The sequence below is a fragment of the Chloroflexota bacterium genome (genome assembly GCA_018648225.1).
In the GTDB taxonomy this organism is placed as follows: Bacteria; Chloroflexota; Anaerolineae; order Anaerolineales; family UBA11858; genus NIOZ-UU35.
This window is the reverse complement of sequence record JABGRQ010000047.1, coordinates 21,754-39,928: the sequence shown is the minus strand read 5'-3', so window position 1 is coordinate 39,928 and position 18,175 is coordinate 21,754. Positions and strand designations below refer to the sequence as shown.

The following is an 18,175-nucleotide window of genomic DNA, read 5'->3' as shown; positions in this document are numbered from 1 at the left end:
CTGGAGAACTCTATGGTTACACCCTTTATCCAATTTGCGCCCGAAACCTGCGCCTGGTGCGAAGGCACGGGCCGCTTTAGCCAATATCAGACCGTATGTCACATGTGCCGCGGCGAGGGCAGCGTGCTGGTGGCACAGCCCGCGCGCGCATGTCCCTGGTGTCAGGGCAGCGGAAAAAATGATGAAGAAGACCGCTGCAAAAATTGCGGTGGCGCGGGCTGGTCGCATGTATACAGGCCAGGCATTTCGCGCTAGGGAATAACAATATGCTATTTGAACAAGCCATCACTGAACTCATCCCGGCGCGCTTTTCCTGCCGAACGTATCGTGAAGAACCCCTTGATGCGGATACGATAGCTCAATTGTCTGGCCGGATTTCAGCGGCCCAGGTTGGCCCGCTGGGGAATCGGGCACGCTTTGCGCTGGTGGCTGCCACCGAGGCAGACGCGCAAGCCCTGAGGGGATTGGGAACCTATGGCTTCATCAAAGGGGCAGCCGGTTTCTTCGTTGGAGTTCTTCGCGAGGGGGAGCTGAATCTCGAAGATTTCGGCTACCAAATGGAACAAATCATCCTGCAAGCCACTGATCTCGACCTGGGGACGTGCTGGCTGGGCGGCACATTCGCCAAAAGTCGTTTCGCGGCGAAAGTTGCCCTACAAGAGGGCGAGAGCATCCCCGCAGTGACTTCGGTGGGCTATATTGCCCCGCGGGCACGCCGCTTTGACCGCAAAGTGCGCGATGTGGCTGCTTCCGACCATCGCCTCCCCTGGAATAAGCTCTTTTTCTCCGAGCGCTTCGACAATCCGCTTTCACAGGAAACTGCCGGAGATTTCGCCATACCGTTGGCAATGGTGCGCCGGGGGCCATCAGCATCCAACCGTCAGCCGTGGAGAATTATCAAGACTGGCACAGAGTGGCATTTCTATTTGCGCAGGACGCGCGGCTATCGCACCAACAATTACGCCAAACTTCTTAAGCTGGCTGATCTTCAACGCGTTGATATGGGTATTGCTATGTGCCACTTCAAACTCACCGCGCTTGAACTCGGATTGAATGGCAGTTGGCGAGTGAACGATCCCGGGCTTGCGCTCCCCAACGAATGGACGGAATACATCATCAGTTGGAAACAGAATTGAATCAACAACGCTCAGATAGATATTTAGAGCTACACTGGAGTATTATTTGAAATATTCAACCGCACGTTCTGCTTTCGCCGAGCGCATTATCTATTACACTGGCCTGAGTATCAGCATGATCTCGTTGATCTTTGTCATCCGCCTGGTTGTGGATACCAGCTTTCGCATGGCGTACCCCTTTATCCCCCAAATTTCTGCGGGCCTCAATCTCAGTGTAGCCTCCTTCGGTTGGCTGCTGACCATTCGCTCCACTTCCGGTTTGCTGGGGCCAGCCATCGGCAGGCTAGCCGACCGCATAGGCCGTCGCAATATTATGGGCGCGGCCTTGCTAATTCAATTTGTGGGCATGGCAGGAATGGCGCTGGCAAAGGGCTGGTGGGGTGCATTACCCATGTTTCTGGTGGGGGTGGCAACCAATGCCTTTTTGCCATCTCAGCAAGCCTATATCAGCGATCAGGTTCCGTACGAACGACGCGGCCGGGCGCTGGCATCAGTGGATATTGCCTTTGCGATTTCGGGCATAGTAGTGATGCCCGCGATCGGCTGGATGATGAATATCTGGGGTTGGCGGATTCCCTTTGCCGTTTTGAGTGTATTAAGCCTGATCGCTGCTGTGTTGATCTGGCGCAAACTCCCGGCAAGCGAAACGCGCACCCGGAGCATGGCAGAGCCCCAGCGGATGGGAGCGCTCTTGAGACAACCCAATGTACTGGCTTCGGCGGTTGTATCCATGCTGCTCTTCGCCGGCGTCGGCATTTTTATGACCTTTTGGAGCATCTGGCTGAGCGCTGACTACGAACTCGATGCGTTGGGCTTAGGGCTGACCGCTAACCGGATTGGATTTGCCGAGCTGGCAGGCGCGATTCTGACAGGTTTATTTATCGATCGTGTGGGCAAGCGCCGTGGCAGCCTGATCAGTCTGGCAATTGGCGCGATTTTCTTTGGATTGCTGCCAGGGTTTAGCCTCACACTATCCAGCAGCCGTATCATGTTGCTGCTCACGGTGCTATGGGTTGAGATGAGCATCGTTTCGCTATTTCCCCTCTATGCCGAACAAGCTCCTGATGCACGCGCAACCATCTTCTCGCTGGTTGCCCTTGGCAATGCGGTCGGGCTGGGTTTGGGGCCGCCACTGACCGCGGCCTTGTGGCAGTGGCGCGGTCTGAGCGCAGTGACAACTGTGGGGGCTATCAGTATGCTATTGGCCTTCGGGGGAGTATGGCTGTTCTTGCACGACCAGGCCGAAACCTGAGAATCGTATCCGGGCAATTCGTACTCATTCTACACGCATCAAGATTGGATTCTGCGAGGGATCACGAACCAGCCACCCCTGAGTCCGTTGTTCCTGAGAAAATCCCGCCTCATCTAGACGCTGGCGCGCGTGGTCAAGCTGATCCATATCCGAGAAGATCATCTCAAACGAGAGCAGGCGCGCATTTTCCGACGTTGGGGGTGGCGCGCCCACCCCGGCCCAGATATTTAGCCCCAGGGTGTGGTGGTAGCCCCCGGCGTTGATAAAAATGGCCGAAGGAATCTGCATCGAAAAGCGTGGTTGGTCAAATCCCAGCACTTCAACATAAAAATGATTGGCTGCTTTTAGATCAGCCACATGCAAATGAACATGCCCCATTACCGTTTCGACGGGCAGACCATCCCAGCGCGGCGTGTTGCTATTTCGTTCACTCAAGATGCCCTCGGCATCCAGCGCCAGGGTGCCCATTTCGAGAATGCCCTGGGCGTTATACCATTGCGAGCGTGGGCGATCGCGGTAAATTTCGATGCCATGACCATCGGGGTCTGTCAAATACAGAGCCTCGCTGACCAAATGATCTGCTGCGCCAACCATGGGGGTTTGCGTCTCGATGAGATGATGCAGCGTTTGCGCCAATGCAAAGCGGGATGGCAACAGCAATGCAAAATGATACAGGCCTGTCATCCGCCGGGCAATTTGCGCACCGGGCTGGTGGTGCAGGTTCAATAAAATCGTTTCTCCAACCCCCAGCGAAATTTCCCCATTCTCCCGCGCCAAAATATGCAGGCCAATCCGGCTTTGATAATAATCCAGCGAGCGGTTGACATCAGCAACGCTGAGCGAAACCGCGCCAAGTTTGAGTTGTGCGTCGATAGCATTCATGCCACGTAGACACCCTGACTGGAAGGATTCTTACCTTTTATCTGGGCCAGGCCTTTGCATACGCCGCGATGATACGATCATTCAAAGCATCAAAGGTCTCATCCACCACCTGACGAGCCAGATCATCATCGTACCAGGCTACAATCTGGCGGGCGCCTTCGGCGAAAGGAATCGTCGGGTTGAAATCTGGCACCAGGCGTTTAATTTTCGTATTGTCGAAAATCATCGAATGGGCTTTGTCGCCCAGCAGGCCGTCGCCCCAATCAGGATCGTAGGCAGCAATTAGCTCGGAGGGGATATGCACCAGCCGGGCTTCCACTCCCGCGGCTTGAGCAATGAAAGTGTAAATTTGATTCCACGAAAGCCATTCATCCGATGTGATATGGAAAGTATCCCCGATGGCACGCGGGTTGCCGAACAATCCGACCAAACCCACAGCGAAATCCTGATTATGAGTCAACGTCCACAGGGAGGTGCCATCGCCATGCACCACAACCGATTTGCCCTGCCGCATCCGATGCAGTACGGTATAACCGCCATGCGTGGGAAAGAGAGTAGCATCATACGTGTGAGAGGGGCGCACAACCGTAACTGGAAATTTCTCTTCCCGATAAGCGCGGATCAGGCGTTCTTCGCAAGCGATTTTGTTGCGCGAATATTCCCAAACCGGGTTGTCCAGCACGGTTGATTCTGTCACCGGAAGGCTGGCAGGCGGGGTCTGGTAAGCCGATGCCGAGCTGATGAAGATATACTGTCCCACACGCCCGCGCAATATCTCAATATCCTGTTCGATATGCTCTGGCGTAAAGCCAATCCATTGCACAACCACATCAAAGCTGTGATCGCCCAGAGCAGTTTTATAAGAATTTGGCTCGCGCACATCACCCGTAAGTTGGATGACTTCCTCCGGGATCGGGCGCGTGGTCTGCCCGCGGTTGAGATGGTAGAGCTGCATCCCCTTCTCGACCGCCAACCGCGAGCAAGCCGAACTGATAATACCCGTTCCACCGATGAAAAGAACTTTTAACATGGCTATCTCCTGTGTTAACATCCAGAAAACATTCTTGGCAAAATTGGTTCAATCTGTGCAAATTGCAGCTTATTTCCCCAAGCCATATTCAGATTGAGCCAATTTTTCGGGAAGTTATTTTTAGACAATCACTATGGTGTCATTCCGACCGAGGGGAGGAATCCCTACAAATATCCTTTGAGACTATGCACTCTGGTGTCTTTGCGTTTTGTTTTGCTATGCCAAATTCGCTAATTGCGCTTGCAGTTTTTCAGCCGTATCCTGATAAGCAGCGAGTTTCTCGCGCTCGTTTTGCACGACTTTCGCAGGGGCTTTTCCGGCAAAGGGGCTGTTGAGCAGCTTCTCCAGGCGTTGAATCTGACTCTCGGCCTCAGCCAATTCTTTCTTCAGGCGAGCGCGCTCTTCCGCCATATCCACCAGACCGGCCAACGGCAAATAAATTTCCACAGTACCGGCAACCAGGGCGATATGATCGGCGGGTTTTTCTTCCAGCGCGGCGTGAATTTCGATTTGATTCTCATCCAGACGTGCCAAAGCAGCGATCACAGCGGCCTGACCTTCAATCAGCGCGGCATGGCTACCCGCGACAAAAATGGCGGGGATGCGCTGCCCGGGCTTGACATTTTTCTCCGAACGCAGGTTTCGGATCGCACGCACAATTTCTTGCACCAATTCGAACTCTATTACCTTTTCAGCCTCCCAGCTTTCTTCTGGGCGCGGTTCCGGCCAGGGCGCCACAATCAGGGCATCAGCCCAGGCTTCCGAGGCGATCCCGGTTTCCTGCGCGGCGATCTTGAGATGCTGCCAGAGTTCCTCGGTCACAAACGGAATGAAGGGGTGCAACATCCGCAAGCTCATATCCAAAACGCGCGTCAATGTCGTCGCGGTATTCACAGCCTGTTCTTCGCCATTCGCCATTTGTAATTTTGCAATTTCCAAATACCAATCGGCAAAATCACTCCAGAAGAAATCATAAATCTGACGTCCAGCCTCGCCATATTGATGATTGGTAAACAGGCGCTCCACCGTACGGATGACATCTTGCAAGCGCGCCCAAATCCAGGAGTCGGCCAGGGACCAGTTGCCCTCACCCCTGGCCCCTCTCCCGTTGGGAGAGGGGGGAAGCGCGGCCAGGATTGTTTCTAAAACAACTTCGGTTTTTGTTAACGCCTGATTATTCCAAAAGCGCAAAACACGAATGCCTTCGGCTTCCAGGTTTGCTGCGCGTTCTGCATCATATTGGGCTTGTTGAGTTTCAGCGTGATGACCGTCATCCAACTCGATAGCCAATTTGGCTTCATGGCAATAGAAATCAAGGATATAGCTGCCTATTGGGTGCTGACGGCGGAATTTATAATCTTCAAGCTGCCGATTGCGTAATAAACTCCATAATAAACTCTCAGCATCCGTAGCACCTTGCCGCAATTCGCGTGCACGCTGGAGTAATTTGGGAGGTAATGGCAATTTTTTGGGGGGATCAGTCCCCTCTCCCGCTGGGAGAGGGGTAGGGTGAGGGAGTCCTTCCAACATTCCCATCACAAATCGCGTCGCATTCCATATTTTGTTGGCAAAGTTGCGGTTTGCCTCCACTTTCTTCAGGCTAAGATTCGTATCGTTGCCCGGCGTGGAGCCAACCAGCAGTGTGAAGCGCAATGCGTCCGTGCCAAGATCATCCATGACAATCAGCGGATCAATCACATTCCCATAGGATTTAGACATCTTCTTGCCATGCTCATCGCGGATCAGTCCATGCAGGTATATCTCACTGAAGGGAATTTCACCAGTGAATTCCAGGCCCATCATAATCATGCGCGCCACCCAGAAGAAAAGGATGTCGTAGCCCGTCTCCATCATCACGGTGGGATAGAAGTACTTCAGATCGGGGGTATCTTTGGGCCAGCCCAGCGTAGAGAAAGGCCACAACCCCGAAGAGAACCAGGTATCCAACACGTCGGGGTCTTGCTCGATGCTTTGGCTACCGCAATGAGCGCAAGCTGTGGGGTTTTCTCGCGCCACCGTAACCTCATTACAGTCGGCACAATACCAAACCGGGATGCGGTGTCCCCACCAAAGCTGGCGGCTGATGCACCAATCCTGGATATTTTCCATCCAGTTGTAATAAACTTTGCCAAAACGTTCCGGCACAATGCGAATGCTTCCGTCGCGCACTGCTGCGATAGCCTTCTCAGCCAGGGGTTGGATCTTAACAAACCACTGAGTCGAGATCATCGGCTCGATGATCTCACCGCCGCGCTGTGAACGCGGAATTTGATGCAGGTGGTCCTCTTCCTTGATGACCAGGCCAGCAGCGCGCATATCCGCCCACATATTTTTGCGGCACTCAAAACGATCCTGCCCCTGATAAGGGCCACCATGTTCATTGACGCGCGCTTCTTTATCCAGCACAGAGATGCTCTCCAGATTATGGCGCATGCCAATCTCATAGTCGTTGGGATCATGCCCGGGGGTAATTTTCAGCGCCCCGGTGCCAAATTCGCGGGCCACATATTCATCGGCAATTACTGGTATTTCACGCCCCAAGATTGGCACAAGCACCTTCTTGCCGATAAATTGCTGGTATCGCTCATCCTCGGGATGCACGGCCACCGCCGTATCGCCCAGGATCGTCTCCGGGCGAGTGGTCGCCACGGGGATAAAGACCTCCGATGTCTCGCCTGCGAGTATATATTTGAAATAATATAGCGTGCCCTGCTCTTCGCTGTATTCAACTTCCAGGTCAGAAACGGCAGTTTTTAGCCCTGGGGACCAGTTGATCAGCCGCGGGCCGCGGTAGATCAGCCCCTTCTCGTACAGACGCACAAAAGCCTCGCGCACCGCGATCTGCAAATCCTCATCCAGCGTAAAGCGTTCGCGCTCCCAATCGCACGAAGCTCCCAATCGCCGAATCTGATTGCTGATATGCCCGCCGTATTCGTGTTTCCAGGCCCAAGTGCGTTTCAGAAATTCATCGCGGCCGACTTCTTCACGGCTGGTACCTTCAGCGCGCAGCGCCTTTTCCACCTGAAGCTGGGTAGCGATCCCGGCGTGATCGCTACCCGGAATCCACAGGGTGGGGATACCTTTCATGCGATGGTAACGAATCATCAGGTCTTCCATGCTGACGAACATGGCATGGCCCAGGTGCAATTTGCCAGTCACATTGGGCGGCGGGATCGAAATCACATAGGGCTTCTGGGAACTATCGTGCCCGGCTTTATTGGGATCATTACTCGGCTTGAAATAAGCGCCATCTTCCCACATTTTGTAAATGCGTTCTTCGGTGGCTTTGAAATCATATATTTTCGGCAATATTTTCATTATGTCTCCAACTTTCACCACAGAGCCACAGAAATTTATATGGTTTTTCTGAGAATTTCTCTGTGCGCTCTGTTTCTTTGTAGTGTTTAAATTACCAGTTTTCCGTGCATTACGGTAACAGCGTTTCCGCCAACCTTTACGGTTTCGATATTCTCTGGCGGGCCGACAACTTCCACGCTGGCCTGTCCGGGACGCTGCATCCAGTGGCCTTGATCGGCCACAAAAACCGGCACCTTGAGCAATCCATAGCGCCACAAGAAAGCTGCCATACCGCCAGTAGCCGATCCAGTAAAGGGGTCTTCAGGGGTATCAGGCGGTACACCAAAATGACGGGCAAAGGTCTGCCCCTCGGGGGTGACGCCTTCCAGACAGAACAGGTGCGGGCTAAAAAAATCCGCGCGGGCGCGGTATGCGCCATACGCGGCCACATCCAGGCGGATGCGGCGCAGCACCTCCAGATCGCGCACGGCGACCATCAATTGCGGCGTGCCCGTACTGACGGTTTGAATCGGCACACCCGGCAGAGCATCCTTCGGCGACAACCCGAAAATGGGCATCACCTCAGCGGGATCGTGCGTAGATAAGAATTGCGGCCTTTTTTGGGACATCACAATCCGTTGGATTATTTCGCCCTCGGAGAATATTTCTACTTCAATGGGGCCGACGTTCAGTTCAAGCCTCAGGTGGGTGACTGGTTCCTGAAGCGCCAGCCGCCCCGTATCAATCAGGGCGCGAGCCGTGGCAATCGTAGGGTGCCCGGCCAGCGGAATTTCTTCTGCAGGGGTGAAATAGCGCACTCCGAAATCGGCAATATCCGAGCGGCGCACAAATGCCGTCTCGGAGAGATTCATCTCTCTGGCAATCGCCAGCATGGTAGCCGAATGCATTTCATCGGTATCGAAAACCACCGCACAGGGATTGCCGCCCAGGGGGGAATCTGTGAAAGCATCAACTTGCAGAAGTTCGTAGCTTTTTATCATTTCATCACCGGCACGATAATTTGCCACGTCAGTGCGCCGTTGGTGGTAGAAACCAGGGCAATTTTGTCCTCATTCCTGGCGACTGCCCAGCCCAGTTTCGCATCCACAAAACTGAATTGTCCGTCCCAATTGAGCGATTTTAGTGGCTCCCAGGACAGGCCGCCATCAGTGGTTTTGAAATAATTGCGCCCGAAAGCCCAGCCCAAATCCGGCGTGACGAATACAAGACTCTCCACCGGGGAGGGTAGCTGGCTGTAGTGCCAATTTTCGCCTCGGTCGGGCGTGGCGTAGATATAGGTCAGGCTGCCTTCGCCAAAAGTAGTATCATTCTGAGAAAGGGTAAAGCAGCGCACAATCAGCAAACCGATTTCATCGGGCTGCAAGAATAGTGGTGAAGATGTAGCGCACTGGCTGACCTCAGTGAACCAATCCAGATCATCGGGAGCGGGCAAAAATCGGGTTTCCCAAGTCTGACCGCCATCAAAAGTCGCCTCGTAAAAAGCCCCCTGCATCACGCCCAGATTATCTTTGCTCACCCAACCAAACTGCTCATCAGCAAAAGCCATTCCAGTGTTATGCAAGCTTTGCAGACCAACGCCATAGGGATCGGCGATGCGCTCCCAGGTTTGGCCGCCATCAAACGTAGCAAAAAGATGGCTGTAATCGTGGCTCATTCCGGCATCAATATGCACCAGCAGCCAGCCAGTACGCTCGTTAATAAAAGTAAAACCTTCGGGATCAAACCAACCTTCCTGCCCGGTCAGCGGCAGGGGCTGGCTGGCCTGCCACGTACGGCCACCATTGCGCGTATACCATATTATTGGGTCTTGCACGGGCGGCGGAGCATTTTCAGGCGTGTAGAGTACCCAGGCCAGGCGCGCATCGGCAAAATGGGCGGTAGCCCTCAGCGTTTCGGCGCTTGCGGGTTCGGGCGGTGTGCGCTCAGCCCAGGTTTGGCCGCCATCTTCGGTGAAAAGGATATGATCGCTGCTCTCGGTTTGTGTGCCAACACCCCAGCCTTTGAGTGCATCGAGCATGTGGATTTGCTGAAGGAAAACTTCGCTCTGCGCGCTGAAAGGCGGCATGGGCGGCGCAAACTCGGCGGAGGGTTGGCTGCTCCCCTCGGGGCTCGATTCTACGCTCGGGGTTTGGGTCACCGTCGCTTGCGCTGAAAGCTGTGCGGCGGCAAATGTATTTCTCCCTGCGCTGCGCTCCGGCTGGGGCCGCGCGGCGGCACTCCCACCCGGCAGATTGCATCCGCCCAGGGCAAGAATCAGAACGATATAGAGTAATTTCCTAATTCGGTTCATGGCTTACTCCAGAAAAACAAAAAATCCTTTCATCCATCGAGGACGAAAGGATCCAACTTCCGCGGTACCACCTCACTTCACCGCGCAGCACGCTGCGCTGGTGCTCTCATGTTCCAACTTGCCGGAGCGCATTAGAACTTCGCTATAACGGGCTTACCCGTGCCGGTCTACTCTCCAATGGATTTCTACGGCATTCGCTCCGGGCGACCTTCGGCGACTGGTTTCTGAGGGCGGCTCGCAGCCTGTGGCCATCCCTTCTCTGGCAGTTCCTGGTCACCTACTCCTCCCGGATGTGGTGTATTCAATTAGCTGGCATTATACACACATGGAATGCCAGAGTCAAGCGTATTATTTGTGAAATTTTCCACAATCCTTGACGCTAGGTACTACTTTGTGCTATCCTTCGGTATTCTTTTGGCCGGTTCTTCGGGTTGTAGTAGAACCGGCATTCTTGAGGTAGTTATGATCCAACGAGAACGCGTTTCTGATAATGTGTTTGTTTTTCAAAGTGAATTATACGCGCAAGTGACTGCCGGGGTAGTCGTCGGTTCCGACTGGGCGGTAGCTATCGATACATTATCGTTTCCGGAAGAAACCCTGGAAATTCGCGATTTCATTGAACAAGAGCTAAAAGTGCCTGTGCGCTATGTGATAAACACGCACTATCACGCGGATCATAGTTGGGGCAATTGTTATTTTCCGGGCGCAATCATAATTTCGCATGCGCTGTGCCGCACATTCTTGCAAGAACGAGGCATTCCGTCACTGGAGCAGGCGCGCAAGGCAAATAACAGCTTTGAAAAATCGAAGATAATATTGCCGCAGATGACGTTTAATGAAGGCGAATCAAGCCTGAAGGTAGACAAGAAAACCCTGACAATGATCCCGCTTCCGGGGCATAGCGCCGATGGGATTGGCGTATTCAACGAAGAAGACCGCATTCTGTTTGCCGGGGATGTATTTATGCCGCTGCCTTATTTGGTTGATGGTGATATTGAAACGATGATTACCTCCCTGATGAAAATTCGCGAGATGGGGCTGGAGAATGTTGTCCAGGGACACGGCGAAGTGGTTCTGCGGGGCGAAGTTGATGAAACCATCGATAGCCATCTGGCATATCTTTCCGCGATTCGCAAAGCTGTTCGGAAAGCATCTCGACGAAAATATCCGGGCGATTTATTGTTGGAAGTCGATATTGAAACATGCGGAAAAAGCCGGGTACTACTGGGTGGTCTGGCAGAAGAGCTACACCAGCGCAATTTAATTGCCTTGTACCGACAGTTCTATGGTGAGACACCGACGCAATCGGCAGCAGCCTGGTAATTTCAAGTAACCAATCAAAAAGAGAGACGCACCCAATATGGGTGCGTCTCTCTTTTTGAATTCAGATTTCTATCCGAAAGGAAGGTTCATCAAGTTACTCGGTTTTGGGTTCACGCTTTGCCCGACGAGCACGCCAGCCCACAAGGCGTTCATTACCATCTATTAACCGTTTAAGGTTGGGGCGCAATGACCATAGAACAAGAATTTCGGCCAATAAACAGTAAATGAGATAATGCCAGGGAGAAAGCCCCATCGCTGCACGAATTGCAAATATGACCGCAGCGATAACGGGCAAGCTGAGGGTGGCAACCGAAGCATAACCAATCCCAAAGAGAATGAGCGCGCCAACAGGTACAAGAATAAAAAACGAAGGCCACCAATAGCCTACCGCGCCACCAACGCTCGGCGCGCCACCGGCCCCGCCACCAATGGAAAGGCGATTATTTTCATCTCTGCGCAACGTAAAAATAGAGTAATTGTGCCCAAGAACAATCACGGCAGGAGCAAGCACTTCAATCCAGATATTGCCTGGGGTGATTGTCCGAGCAAGCCAAACACCAGCGACACCTTTAGCAATATCTGCCAGGCTGGTTGCCAGACCAACGCCAAAACCCGCCGCGCGCATGGCGTTGGTGCCACCGGTTCGTCCGCTTTGGATTGTGCGCACATCCTTGCCCGTAACCAGCTTGACAGAAATATACCCCATTGGAATTGAGCCAATGAAATAGCAAAGCACGATTACTGCTACTGCTAATAGAATTTGCATTTACCATTCCTCCAAATGTATTTGTAGGATTTTTGCCGCGTATTTGCGGCGGCTGTGTTTTTTTGAAATATGGACATTTGTATTAACACAAGTTGCTGCGATGAGTTGCTATAGAATCCACACTGAAATGCCCCATGTTATTATGAAAACCAATGCAGCCTCTAATAGAATCCGTCGCCAAGATTTTTTCTCGATGATATTTGCCGATGTGGTAATCAACATATAAGCGATGCTGACAATGATCAGAGAAAAGTTAATTGGTGGTAAAGGGAAATAATAAAGTGCCGCGGTGATCTGTCCGCTTATTATCAGGCTAATGATGGCCGGTTTTAGCGCAGTTTTAAAATCAAATTGAAATAGCAAAACCCGCAAACTCACCAAACCAGCAGCCAGCGTAATCGCGGGAACGGTCAGGAATAATCGTTCTGCGCGAATGCGCACCATAATTGCCAAAACCAGATAAAGTGCAAAAGCCACGGCTGTCAATGCAATCGAGGCAGGCGCGCGACGAATATCCTGCGGATCAACGAGAATATATTCGGCAATGACGACCAAGATTAAAATCCCCGAACCAACCCCAAAACCGATCCACCAAGGCGGCCCAAAAGGTTGCTGCAAGAGCGCTGAGCCAATGGCCCACGCGGTTAGTGTTGGCAACAGCCAGTGCTGATAGGTGGATTTCTCATCTAGCGCGGGGTGACCGCGCAGCAACCAGTCAACACCGGTGGCGCTCAGCCCAATCACAATCAGAGCAATGATCGAATTGATATTGATGGAGATACCGAGATAAACTCCGGGGAGCGAAAGCGGCAACTCAAAGTTTGGAAATTCAACGAAGCGCGCCAGCACAAAGGTCAGCATGATGGATGCGGCCAGGATGCTAATGCGATCTATTTGAGGCAAGTGTTTTGATTGGGACACACCAGCATTTTACCGTGATTGAAGGGGCAGAGCAATTGCATTGGGGAATCCAAAAAGGATGCTGCAAACAGCATCCTTTTTGGATCGAACATCTAAAAACTCTAGGGGGACCACGGCGGAGTGAGACAAGGCCAGCCGGGATCATCGAATGGACACGCCGGAGTTCGGGTAGGTTCGACCGTAGGCGAGGGTGTATCCGTGGGGACAAAGGGTGTATTCGTCAACGTCGGCGTACTCGTTTTTGTAGGCGTGCGGGTTGGCGTATGGGTACGCGTTGGTGTGGGCGTTTTGCTCGGCGTTGGGGTTTTCGTAGGCGTAGATGTCTTGGTGGGGGTACGCGTGGCAGTCGGTGTTTTTGTGGGCGTCGGGGTGGCCACAACAACGGTATCATCCACAACACAGCGGCCATCAAACGTCAGCGAGACCGTGAAAGAGCCATAGAGCGTACCGCCGTGTCCATCGAAATCGGTCTCCCAGGTTCCAGTTGACCCACTGCCCAGCGCAATCGGCGAAGAGGGGGCCACATTCAGTGTGTGCGGATTCGAGTCATTACCATTATAGTACTGAGAACCATTGAAACTGAAATAATCCACATACATATTCGGCCAGTACTTCGTCCAATAGAAAGATGAATTCGTCAGGTAGATGGTTGCGGGGTTGTTATTGGTCACAGACATCCTGACATCATCGCCCGAAATATAGGCATTTACACTAATATTATTACAGTCTGGGGTAGGCGTGATGGTGGGGGTACGCGTGGGGGTAGATGTGCGCGTAGAAGTTGGCGTGCGCGTGGGCGAAGGCGTGATGGTTGGCGTACGCGTAGCTGTGGGGGTGCGTGTTACAGTAGGTGTGCGCGTGGGGGTGGGGGTACGCGTCGGGGTTAATGTCTGTAACGGGCGCGTTACTGGATCGCGGCGCAACTGGCAACCGTTATCGAAGTCGATTATCACGCCAAAATCATCCGAAACTAGGCCGCTCAACGGAGCGCCAGCGCCCCAATCGTCGTCAAAATCAAGCTGAAAGTCATAGGAACTGCCCGCGTTGAAATCGAGCGGGCCTGCCCAACTGCCCGAAGAATCGGATTGTGTGTCTGTGATGGAATTATAATCCCGGTCGCCACCATTACCCTGGCCCCAGCTATATTCAACGTTCCAGCGGAAAAAGTCGACATTCAGGCTCGAATATCCCATGGCATTGCCAAGTTGTTCGGCATAATCCCAATCGAGGCGAATTCGAGTGACCTGGGCGTCCACAACATCATTGTTGTAGACGGTTAATTCTTGCAAGGCCCAATTCTGGAACACAAAGTCACCCATCGAATAAAGATCACAATCCGGTATAGGAGTAATGGTGGGCGTCGGTGTATCGGTTGGAGTTGGGGATGGCGTAGCTGTGCCGCCACCCACAATGAGTTGGCAGCCCTCGGCAAAGTAGAATATAGAGCCATAGAAATCAACCACCGAAGCGCCACTGAAATTATTGTGGTTATTCATATCGGCGCGAAATTCACGGTACTGGCCGGGGATGAAGCTTAAATCACCACCCTGCCAACCGGGGTCGCTGTTGGTATCCAGATCGGGGGTATTATCGGTTCCATTCCAGAAGCGGGCGTTTGGATTGCGTAGCTCCAAGAAATTCACAAAGGTATTCGATTGGATTTTCGGCCAACGCAAAACAACTCGATTGAGATTGAAGGTGTGATAGCCGCTGGCATTGTTAATATCCACGCGGAAATCATCACTTTCCAGACGCGGATTATTGAGTGTGAGATCATTGCAATCCAGCGTGGGCGTAGGCTGTGGCGCGGGAGCAACCCGTTCGAGGGCGCAGCCGTTATCAAGCTCAATGCGAATACCGAAATCGTCGGATGTGACGCCGGTGATCGGGTCGCTGCTACCAGTGCCGCCAAAGCGCATATCCACGCGCCGATTACCGCTGGCTGGTAAAACCAAAGGCCCTCCCCAGGAGCCGGGGCTGTCCACGCTGGTATCGGTAGGCGGGGTAATGTCGTCATTACCCCCCCCACCACCCCAGATGATGTCACCTTGCCATTTAAACCAGTTCGCATACATGCTCGGCTCACCAATGCCAGCATAATAGGCTTTGGCATTGGCCCAATCGAGAATAATCTTGGTGACATTGGCATCCGATCCAGCAGCGTTATAAACGTACATGCGTAGATGCGGCGCCCAACTTGATAGCTCAAAATCAGTCATGGTGTAGGCCGAACAATCGACCTGGGTGTTGGTGGGCGTTACTGAAGGGGATGGCGTAGTCGAAGCGGTGGGCGTGAGCGAGGCAGTGCTGGTGAGCGTAGGCGTGCTGGTAATGGTGGGGGTTCGGGTCCAGGTTGGGGCGGCAGTAATCCCACCGGCCACACTGACCACGCGCGAGGTGCGAAAGCGCTCCACAATGCCTTCTCGCCAGGCATCCAGGGGTAAATCCGGCCAAATATTGTTGATGAAGGGCAACATCATTTGATGGCGATAACTCACCACCACGCGCACACGCTGCCCGGGCAGGCCGGCATCATCCATCAGGATATTACTAGGCAATGCAGGTTGAAGGCATAGCGGAATGCTGTAATTGAACTCGTCGTAGACATGTTGTTCACTACAAATTGTGACGTGGATATACCCCGGCGTGGCGGTATTGCCAATATCGCCGATGGTGTGATTGGTGAGGAAATCAATATAATCACCCAGCGCACTATCCATAACATAGATGCCAGCTCCGCCTGCACGGGCAGCATCGCGAATAGATGGCAAACGCGCCCAATCGATTAAATCAGTTGACATTTGCTCGGCATTGGTTGAATACGAATCGGGCACTTCGCAATTGACAACCCCATCGGCCAAATCTGCAGCGGCGTAGCTGCCCCCCAGCGCCGCGGCGGCTTCATCGCAATATTGCTCGTCAAATTGCCCAGTGATCGCATAGCGCAGGCCCAAGCGGGCTGCGTTTTGCACGGCCATCCATGAGAATACCAGCCGCCCAAATTCGATAATGCCAAACAAGAGCAGCAAGAGCAACGGTAAGGCAATAATAAACTCGACCATTGCCTGGCCGCGGGTACGAGGTTTTTTGAATGAAAAATGGAGCTTTTTCATGGCATGGTCCTGTATGGCAGCCCAATGATTGTCATCGGCTGATACGGGTGTAAATGCGATCGGCAATATTTTCAAAAATCTGTGATAAAAAGGACGCGTTGGGCGCATAATAATAATTGCCGCAATGCGATTGAGGCGCTGTAGTTGCACAAGGATCGTTGCCTCGCGAGCCATCATCACCCAGGTTTGCCATATAGCGCAGCATAATTTCACCAGCATAGAGGGGCGGCTGGGCGGCTTTGCCCAAACCAATGCTGTAGACTGCAATATCATTGCCGTTGATAGGCTCATCTGGATTGGTTGATTCCATCAGGGCGACTTGATCGATCATATCGTAGGTGTAATCTTCGACGTCGTAGGATGGCGTGCTGTCGCCGACCCAGGTTGAACCTGGCGGACATTCATTTGAGGCTGAATGATTGGGGCCACAATGCCGTGTGGACGGGTCGTTATCCTGACACCACGGAAAGTTCCACATGCGATTGTGGATGCTGCCGCCGCAAAAACCATTCGGGAAGGATGAATCAACTTCCGGCGGCACATCGCTGACATTCGTGGCGCCATCCGCAAGGAAAACGATGACCCAAACGGCTTCTTGGCGGCCAAACTGGGCCAGGATATTGCCCGCCACGCGGATCCCACAACCTGTACAGGTTGAAACAATGGAATCATTAATGAGACCTGCGCCGCCATTATCATTGGTATCAAGATCGCCCAATAAACCATCGCCATCAATATCCAGGGGATTCAAATCTCCGACTCCCGGACTGCCAAATGGGACAACAGAAGAAGAGTCGAGATCGTCGTGTAAAGGAACGCCATCAATGGCGCTCTTAACGGTTGTAAAGTTACTTTCCAGGTTTGAATACATCGTAGCGTTGAAATCAAAGCCGACTACAGCAATGCGGTCATAGCCTTCAAACAATGAATCAACCAAAGCTTTGGCAGCATCTTTGGCAGTGCGCAGCGGCTCGCAGGTATTACTGCCATTACAGGCAGCCGGATTGAAATCGGCACCATAACCGCTGGTAGCTTCACCCATCGATTCGGATGTATCAATCACCACAACCACATCTACGGTAGCTGCTTCGCCGATGGAACTGGTCGTCATAGGAATGCTCTGTATGCCAACAAGGCTCAGGAAGTAAACCGGGACATTTTGTGTAGCCTGCACCCACGCCAGTTTGCGGGGATCTTCGCCTGCGCCCACATTAGGGCATTGGGCCGTAAACTCGGCTGGCTTTGTGGTGTCGTCGCAGATATAGGCCTCCAACGAACTGATATCTGCGACATTATGTAATGCGATCATTTCGCGCGCAGCTTCGGTGATACGGGTTTTGCGTTGAGTATAGGTCAGCGATGGATTCTTGATGTTATTGGCGGCGGCAACAGCGGCTGCATCCACCGCGCGTTTGAGTTGTGTATAGGTTACATAGATTGAACCCACATCCGTGACCAGACCTACAAAAGCCAATAATGCCAAAAATGAAATCACCATAATGACAATCGCCTGCCCGCGCTCAGTACGGCCAGGATTCTGAGGCGAAGCGATTACCTGTTTCTTTTGGGATGGATGCAAGTTTATTTTGTACATGCGGTTAAAATCTACGGAATCGGCGTGGGGGTTGGGATGGCCTCAAACGCGGGCATGATTGAGTAGGCATGCATGCGCAAAGGGTTGTCAACATAATCAGATAGAATAGGCAAGTTCAATACATGATGGTAACAATAATACACTTCAACAATAACAATGCCCTTATTGGTTGGCGCTCCCGCTTGGAACATAGATTGAACTTCAGTATTTGTAAAATAAGGCGTGGTGTTTATCACATTGCCATCACAATCTTTGGTCCAGCTTTCGCTGCCCGCCCAACCGTCGCTAGCCGTTGATAAAGACCAGACCCCATCGCTATCTGCCGGCCAGCGGTTACTGATGGTATTGCCGGAAACCGTCAAAACAGAGATGGCAATATCATCCAGATTGGTATCCAGTGGCACAAAAGGGTTAAAACCGGTATCAAGAATAATGCAAGCCGTATCAAAATAATAATGCAGGGTATTTCCATCCGAACAGGCCGCGTCGGGCAATGTTCCCCCTGCAGCATTGAGCGTGAAGGGATCGCGCAAAGACGCGAAACGCGCCG

The 18,175-nt window shown here is 52.7% G+C and carries 13 protein-coding genes and 2 pseudogenes; 4 read left to right on the top strand and 11 right to left on the bottom strand.

All coding sequences use genetic code 11. The features are described from left to right. Positions 1-12 precede the first annotated feature (12 nt). The 3 genes from HN413_02835 to HN413_02825 are packed head-to-tail and all read left to right on the top strand — an operon-like array spanning position 13 to position 2,388. Positions 13-255 carry a transcriptional regulator gene (locus HN413_02835; protein ID MBT3389321.1) on the top strand — a complete coding sequence of 81 codons (243 nt, stop codon included), beginning with the start codon at positions 13-15 and terminating at the stop codon, positions 253-255. 11 nt (positions 256-266) lie between these two features. Then, entirely contained in the window at positions 267-1,136 is an 870-nt protein-coding gene (locus HN413_02830) for a nitroreductase (protein MBT3389320.1), read from the top strand. A gap of 46 nt (positions 1,137-1,182) precedes the next feature. Continuing rightward, positions 1,183-2,388: an MFS transporter gene (locus HN413_02825; protein MBT3389319.1), complete on the top strand. Its 1,206-nt coding sequence runs from the start codon at positions 1,183-1,185 to the stop codon at positions 2,386-2,388. A gap of 24 nt (positions 2,389-2,412) precedes the next feature. On the opposite strand, the gene HN413_02820 is transcribed toward HN413_02825, so the two are convergent. The 5 genes from HN413_02820 to HN413_02800 form a co-directional block, all read right to left on the bottom strand. Next, positions 2,413-3,270, bottom strand: a complete 858-nt coding sequence (locus HN413_02820; protein MBT3389318.1) for a VOC family protein — start codon at positions 3,268-3,270, stop codon at positions 2,413-2,415. A gap of 37 nt (positions 3,271-3,307) precedes the next feature. Further along, the gene (locus HN413_02815; GenBank protein ID MBT3389317.1) at positions 3,308-4,306 is read right to left on the bottom strand and encodes an SDR family oxidoreductase; all 999 of its coding nucleotides are present in this window, start codon (positions 4,304-4,306) and stop codon (positions 3,308-3,310) included. A 210-nt stretch (positions 4,307-4,516) separates the two neighbouring features. Beyond that, positions 4,517-7,618, bottom strand: a complete 3,102-nt coding sequence (locus HN413_02810) for a valine--tRNA ligase (GenBank protein ID MBT3389316.1) — start codon at positions 7,616-7,618, stop codon at positions 4,517-4,519. Between the two features lie 86 nt (positions 7,619-7,704). Next, positions 7,705-8,598, bottom strand: coding sequence for a PhzF family phenazine biosynthesis protein (locus HN413_02805; protein ID MBT3389315.1), 894 nt, complete (start codon positions 8,596-8,598; stop codon positions 7,705-7,707). Continuing rightward, positions 8,595-9,908 carry a hypothetical protein gene (locus HN413_02800; protein ID MBT3389314.1) on the bottom strand — a complete coding sequence of 438 codons (1,314 nt, stop codon included), beginning with the start codon at positions 9,906-9,908 and terminating at the stop codon, positions 8,595-8,597. The genes HN413_02805 and HN413_02800 overlap by 4 nt, the downstream gene beginning before the upstream one ends. Positions 9,909-10,370: 462 nt before the next feature. On the opposite strand from HN413_02800, the gene HN413_02795 reads away from it, so the two are divergent. Continuing rightward, the gene (locus HN413_02795) at positions 10,371-11,231 is read left to right on the top strand and encodes an MBL fold metallo-hydrolase (GenBank protein ID MBT3389313.1); all 861 of its coding nucleotides are present in this window, start codon (positions 10,371-10,373) and stop codon (positions 11,229-11,231) included. Between the two features lie 94 nt (positions 11,232-11,325). On the opposite strand, the gene HN413_02790 is transcribed toward HN413_02795, so the two are convergent. The 6 genes and pseudogenes from HN413_02790 to HN413_02765 all read right to left on the bottom strand — a co-directional run. Continuing rightward, positions 11,326-11,997: a glycerol-3-phosphate acyltransferase gene (locus HN413_02790; GenBank protein ID MBT3389312.1), complete on the bottom strand. Its 672-nt coding sequence runs from the start codon at positions 11,995-11,997 to the stop codon at positions 11,326-11,328. Between the two features lie 108 nt (positions 11,998-12,105). Next, entirely contained in the window at positions 12,106-12,900 is a 795-nt protein-coding gene (locus HN413_02785; GenBank protein ID MBT3389311.1) for a hypothetical protein, read from the bottom strand. A 773-nt stretch (positions 12,901-13,673) separates the two neighbouring features. Then, a pseudogene (locus tag HN413_02780) lies at positions 13,674-13,808 on the bottom strand (laminin G). 2,064 nt (positions 13,809-15,872) lie between these two features. Next, positions 15,873-16,031: pseudogene (locus HN413_02775) on the bottom strand (pilus assembly protein). Positions 16,032-16,062: 31 nt separating this feature from the next. After that, positions 16,063-17,625, bottom strand: a complete 1,563-nt coding sequence (locus HN413_02770; GenBank protein ID MBT3389310.1) for a VWA domain-containing protein — start codon at positions 17,623-17,625, stop codon at positions 16,063-16,065. An 11-nt stretch (positions 17,626-17,636) separates the two neighbouring features. Continuing rightward, a partial coding sequence (locus HN413_02765) for a hypothetical protein (GenBank protein ID MBT3389309.1) occupies positions 17,637-18,175 on the bottom strand: 539 nt, incomplete at its 5' end.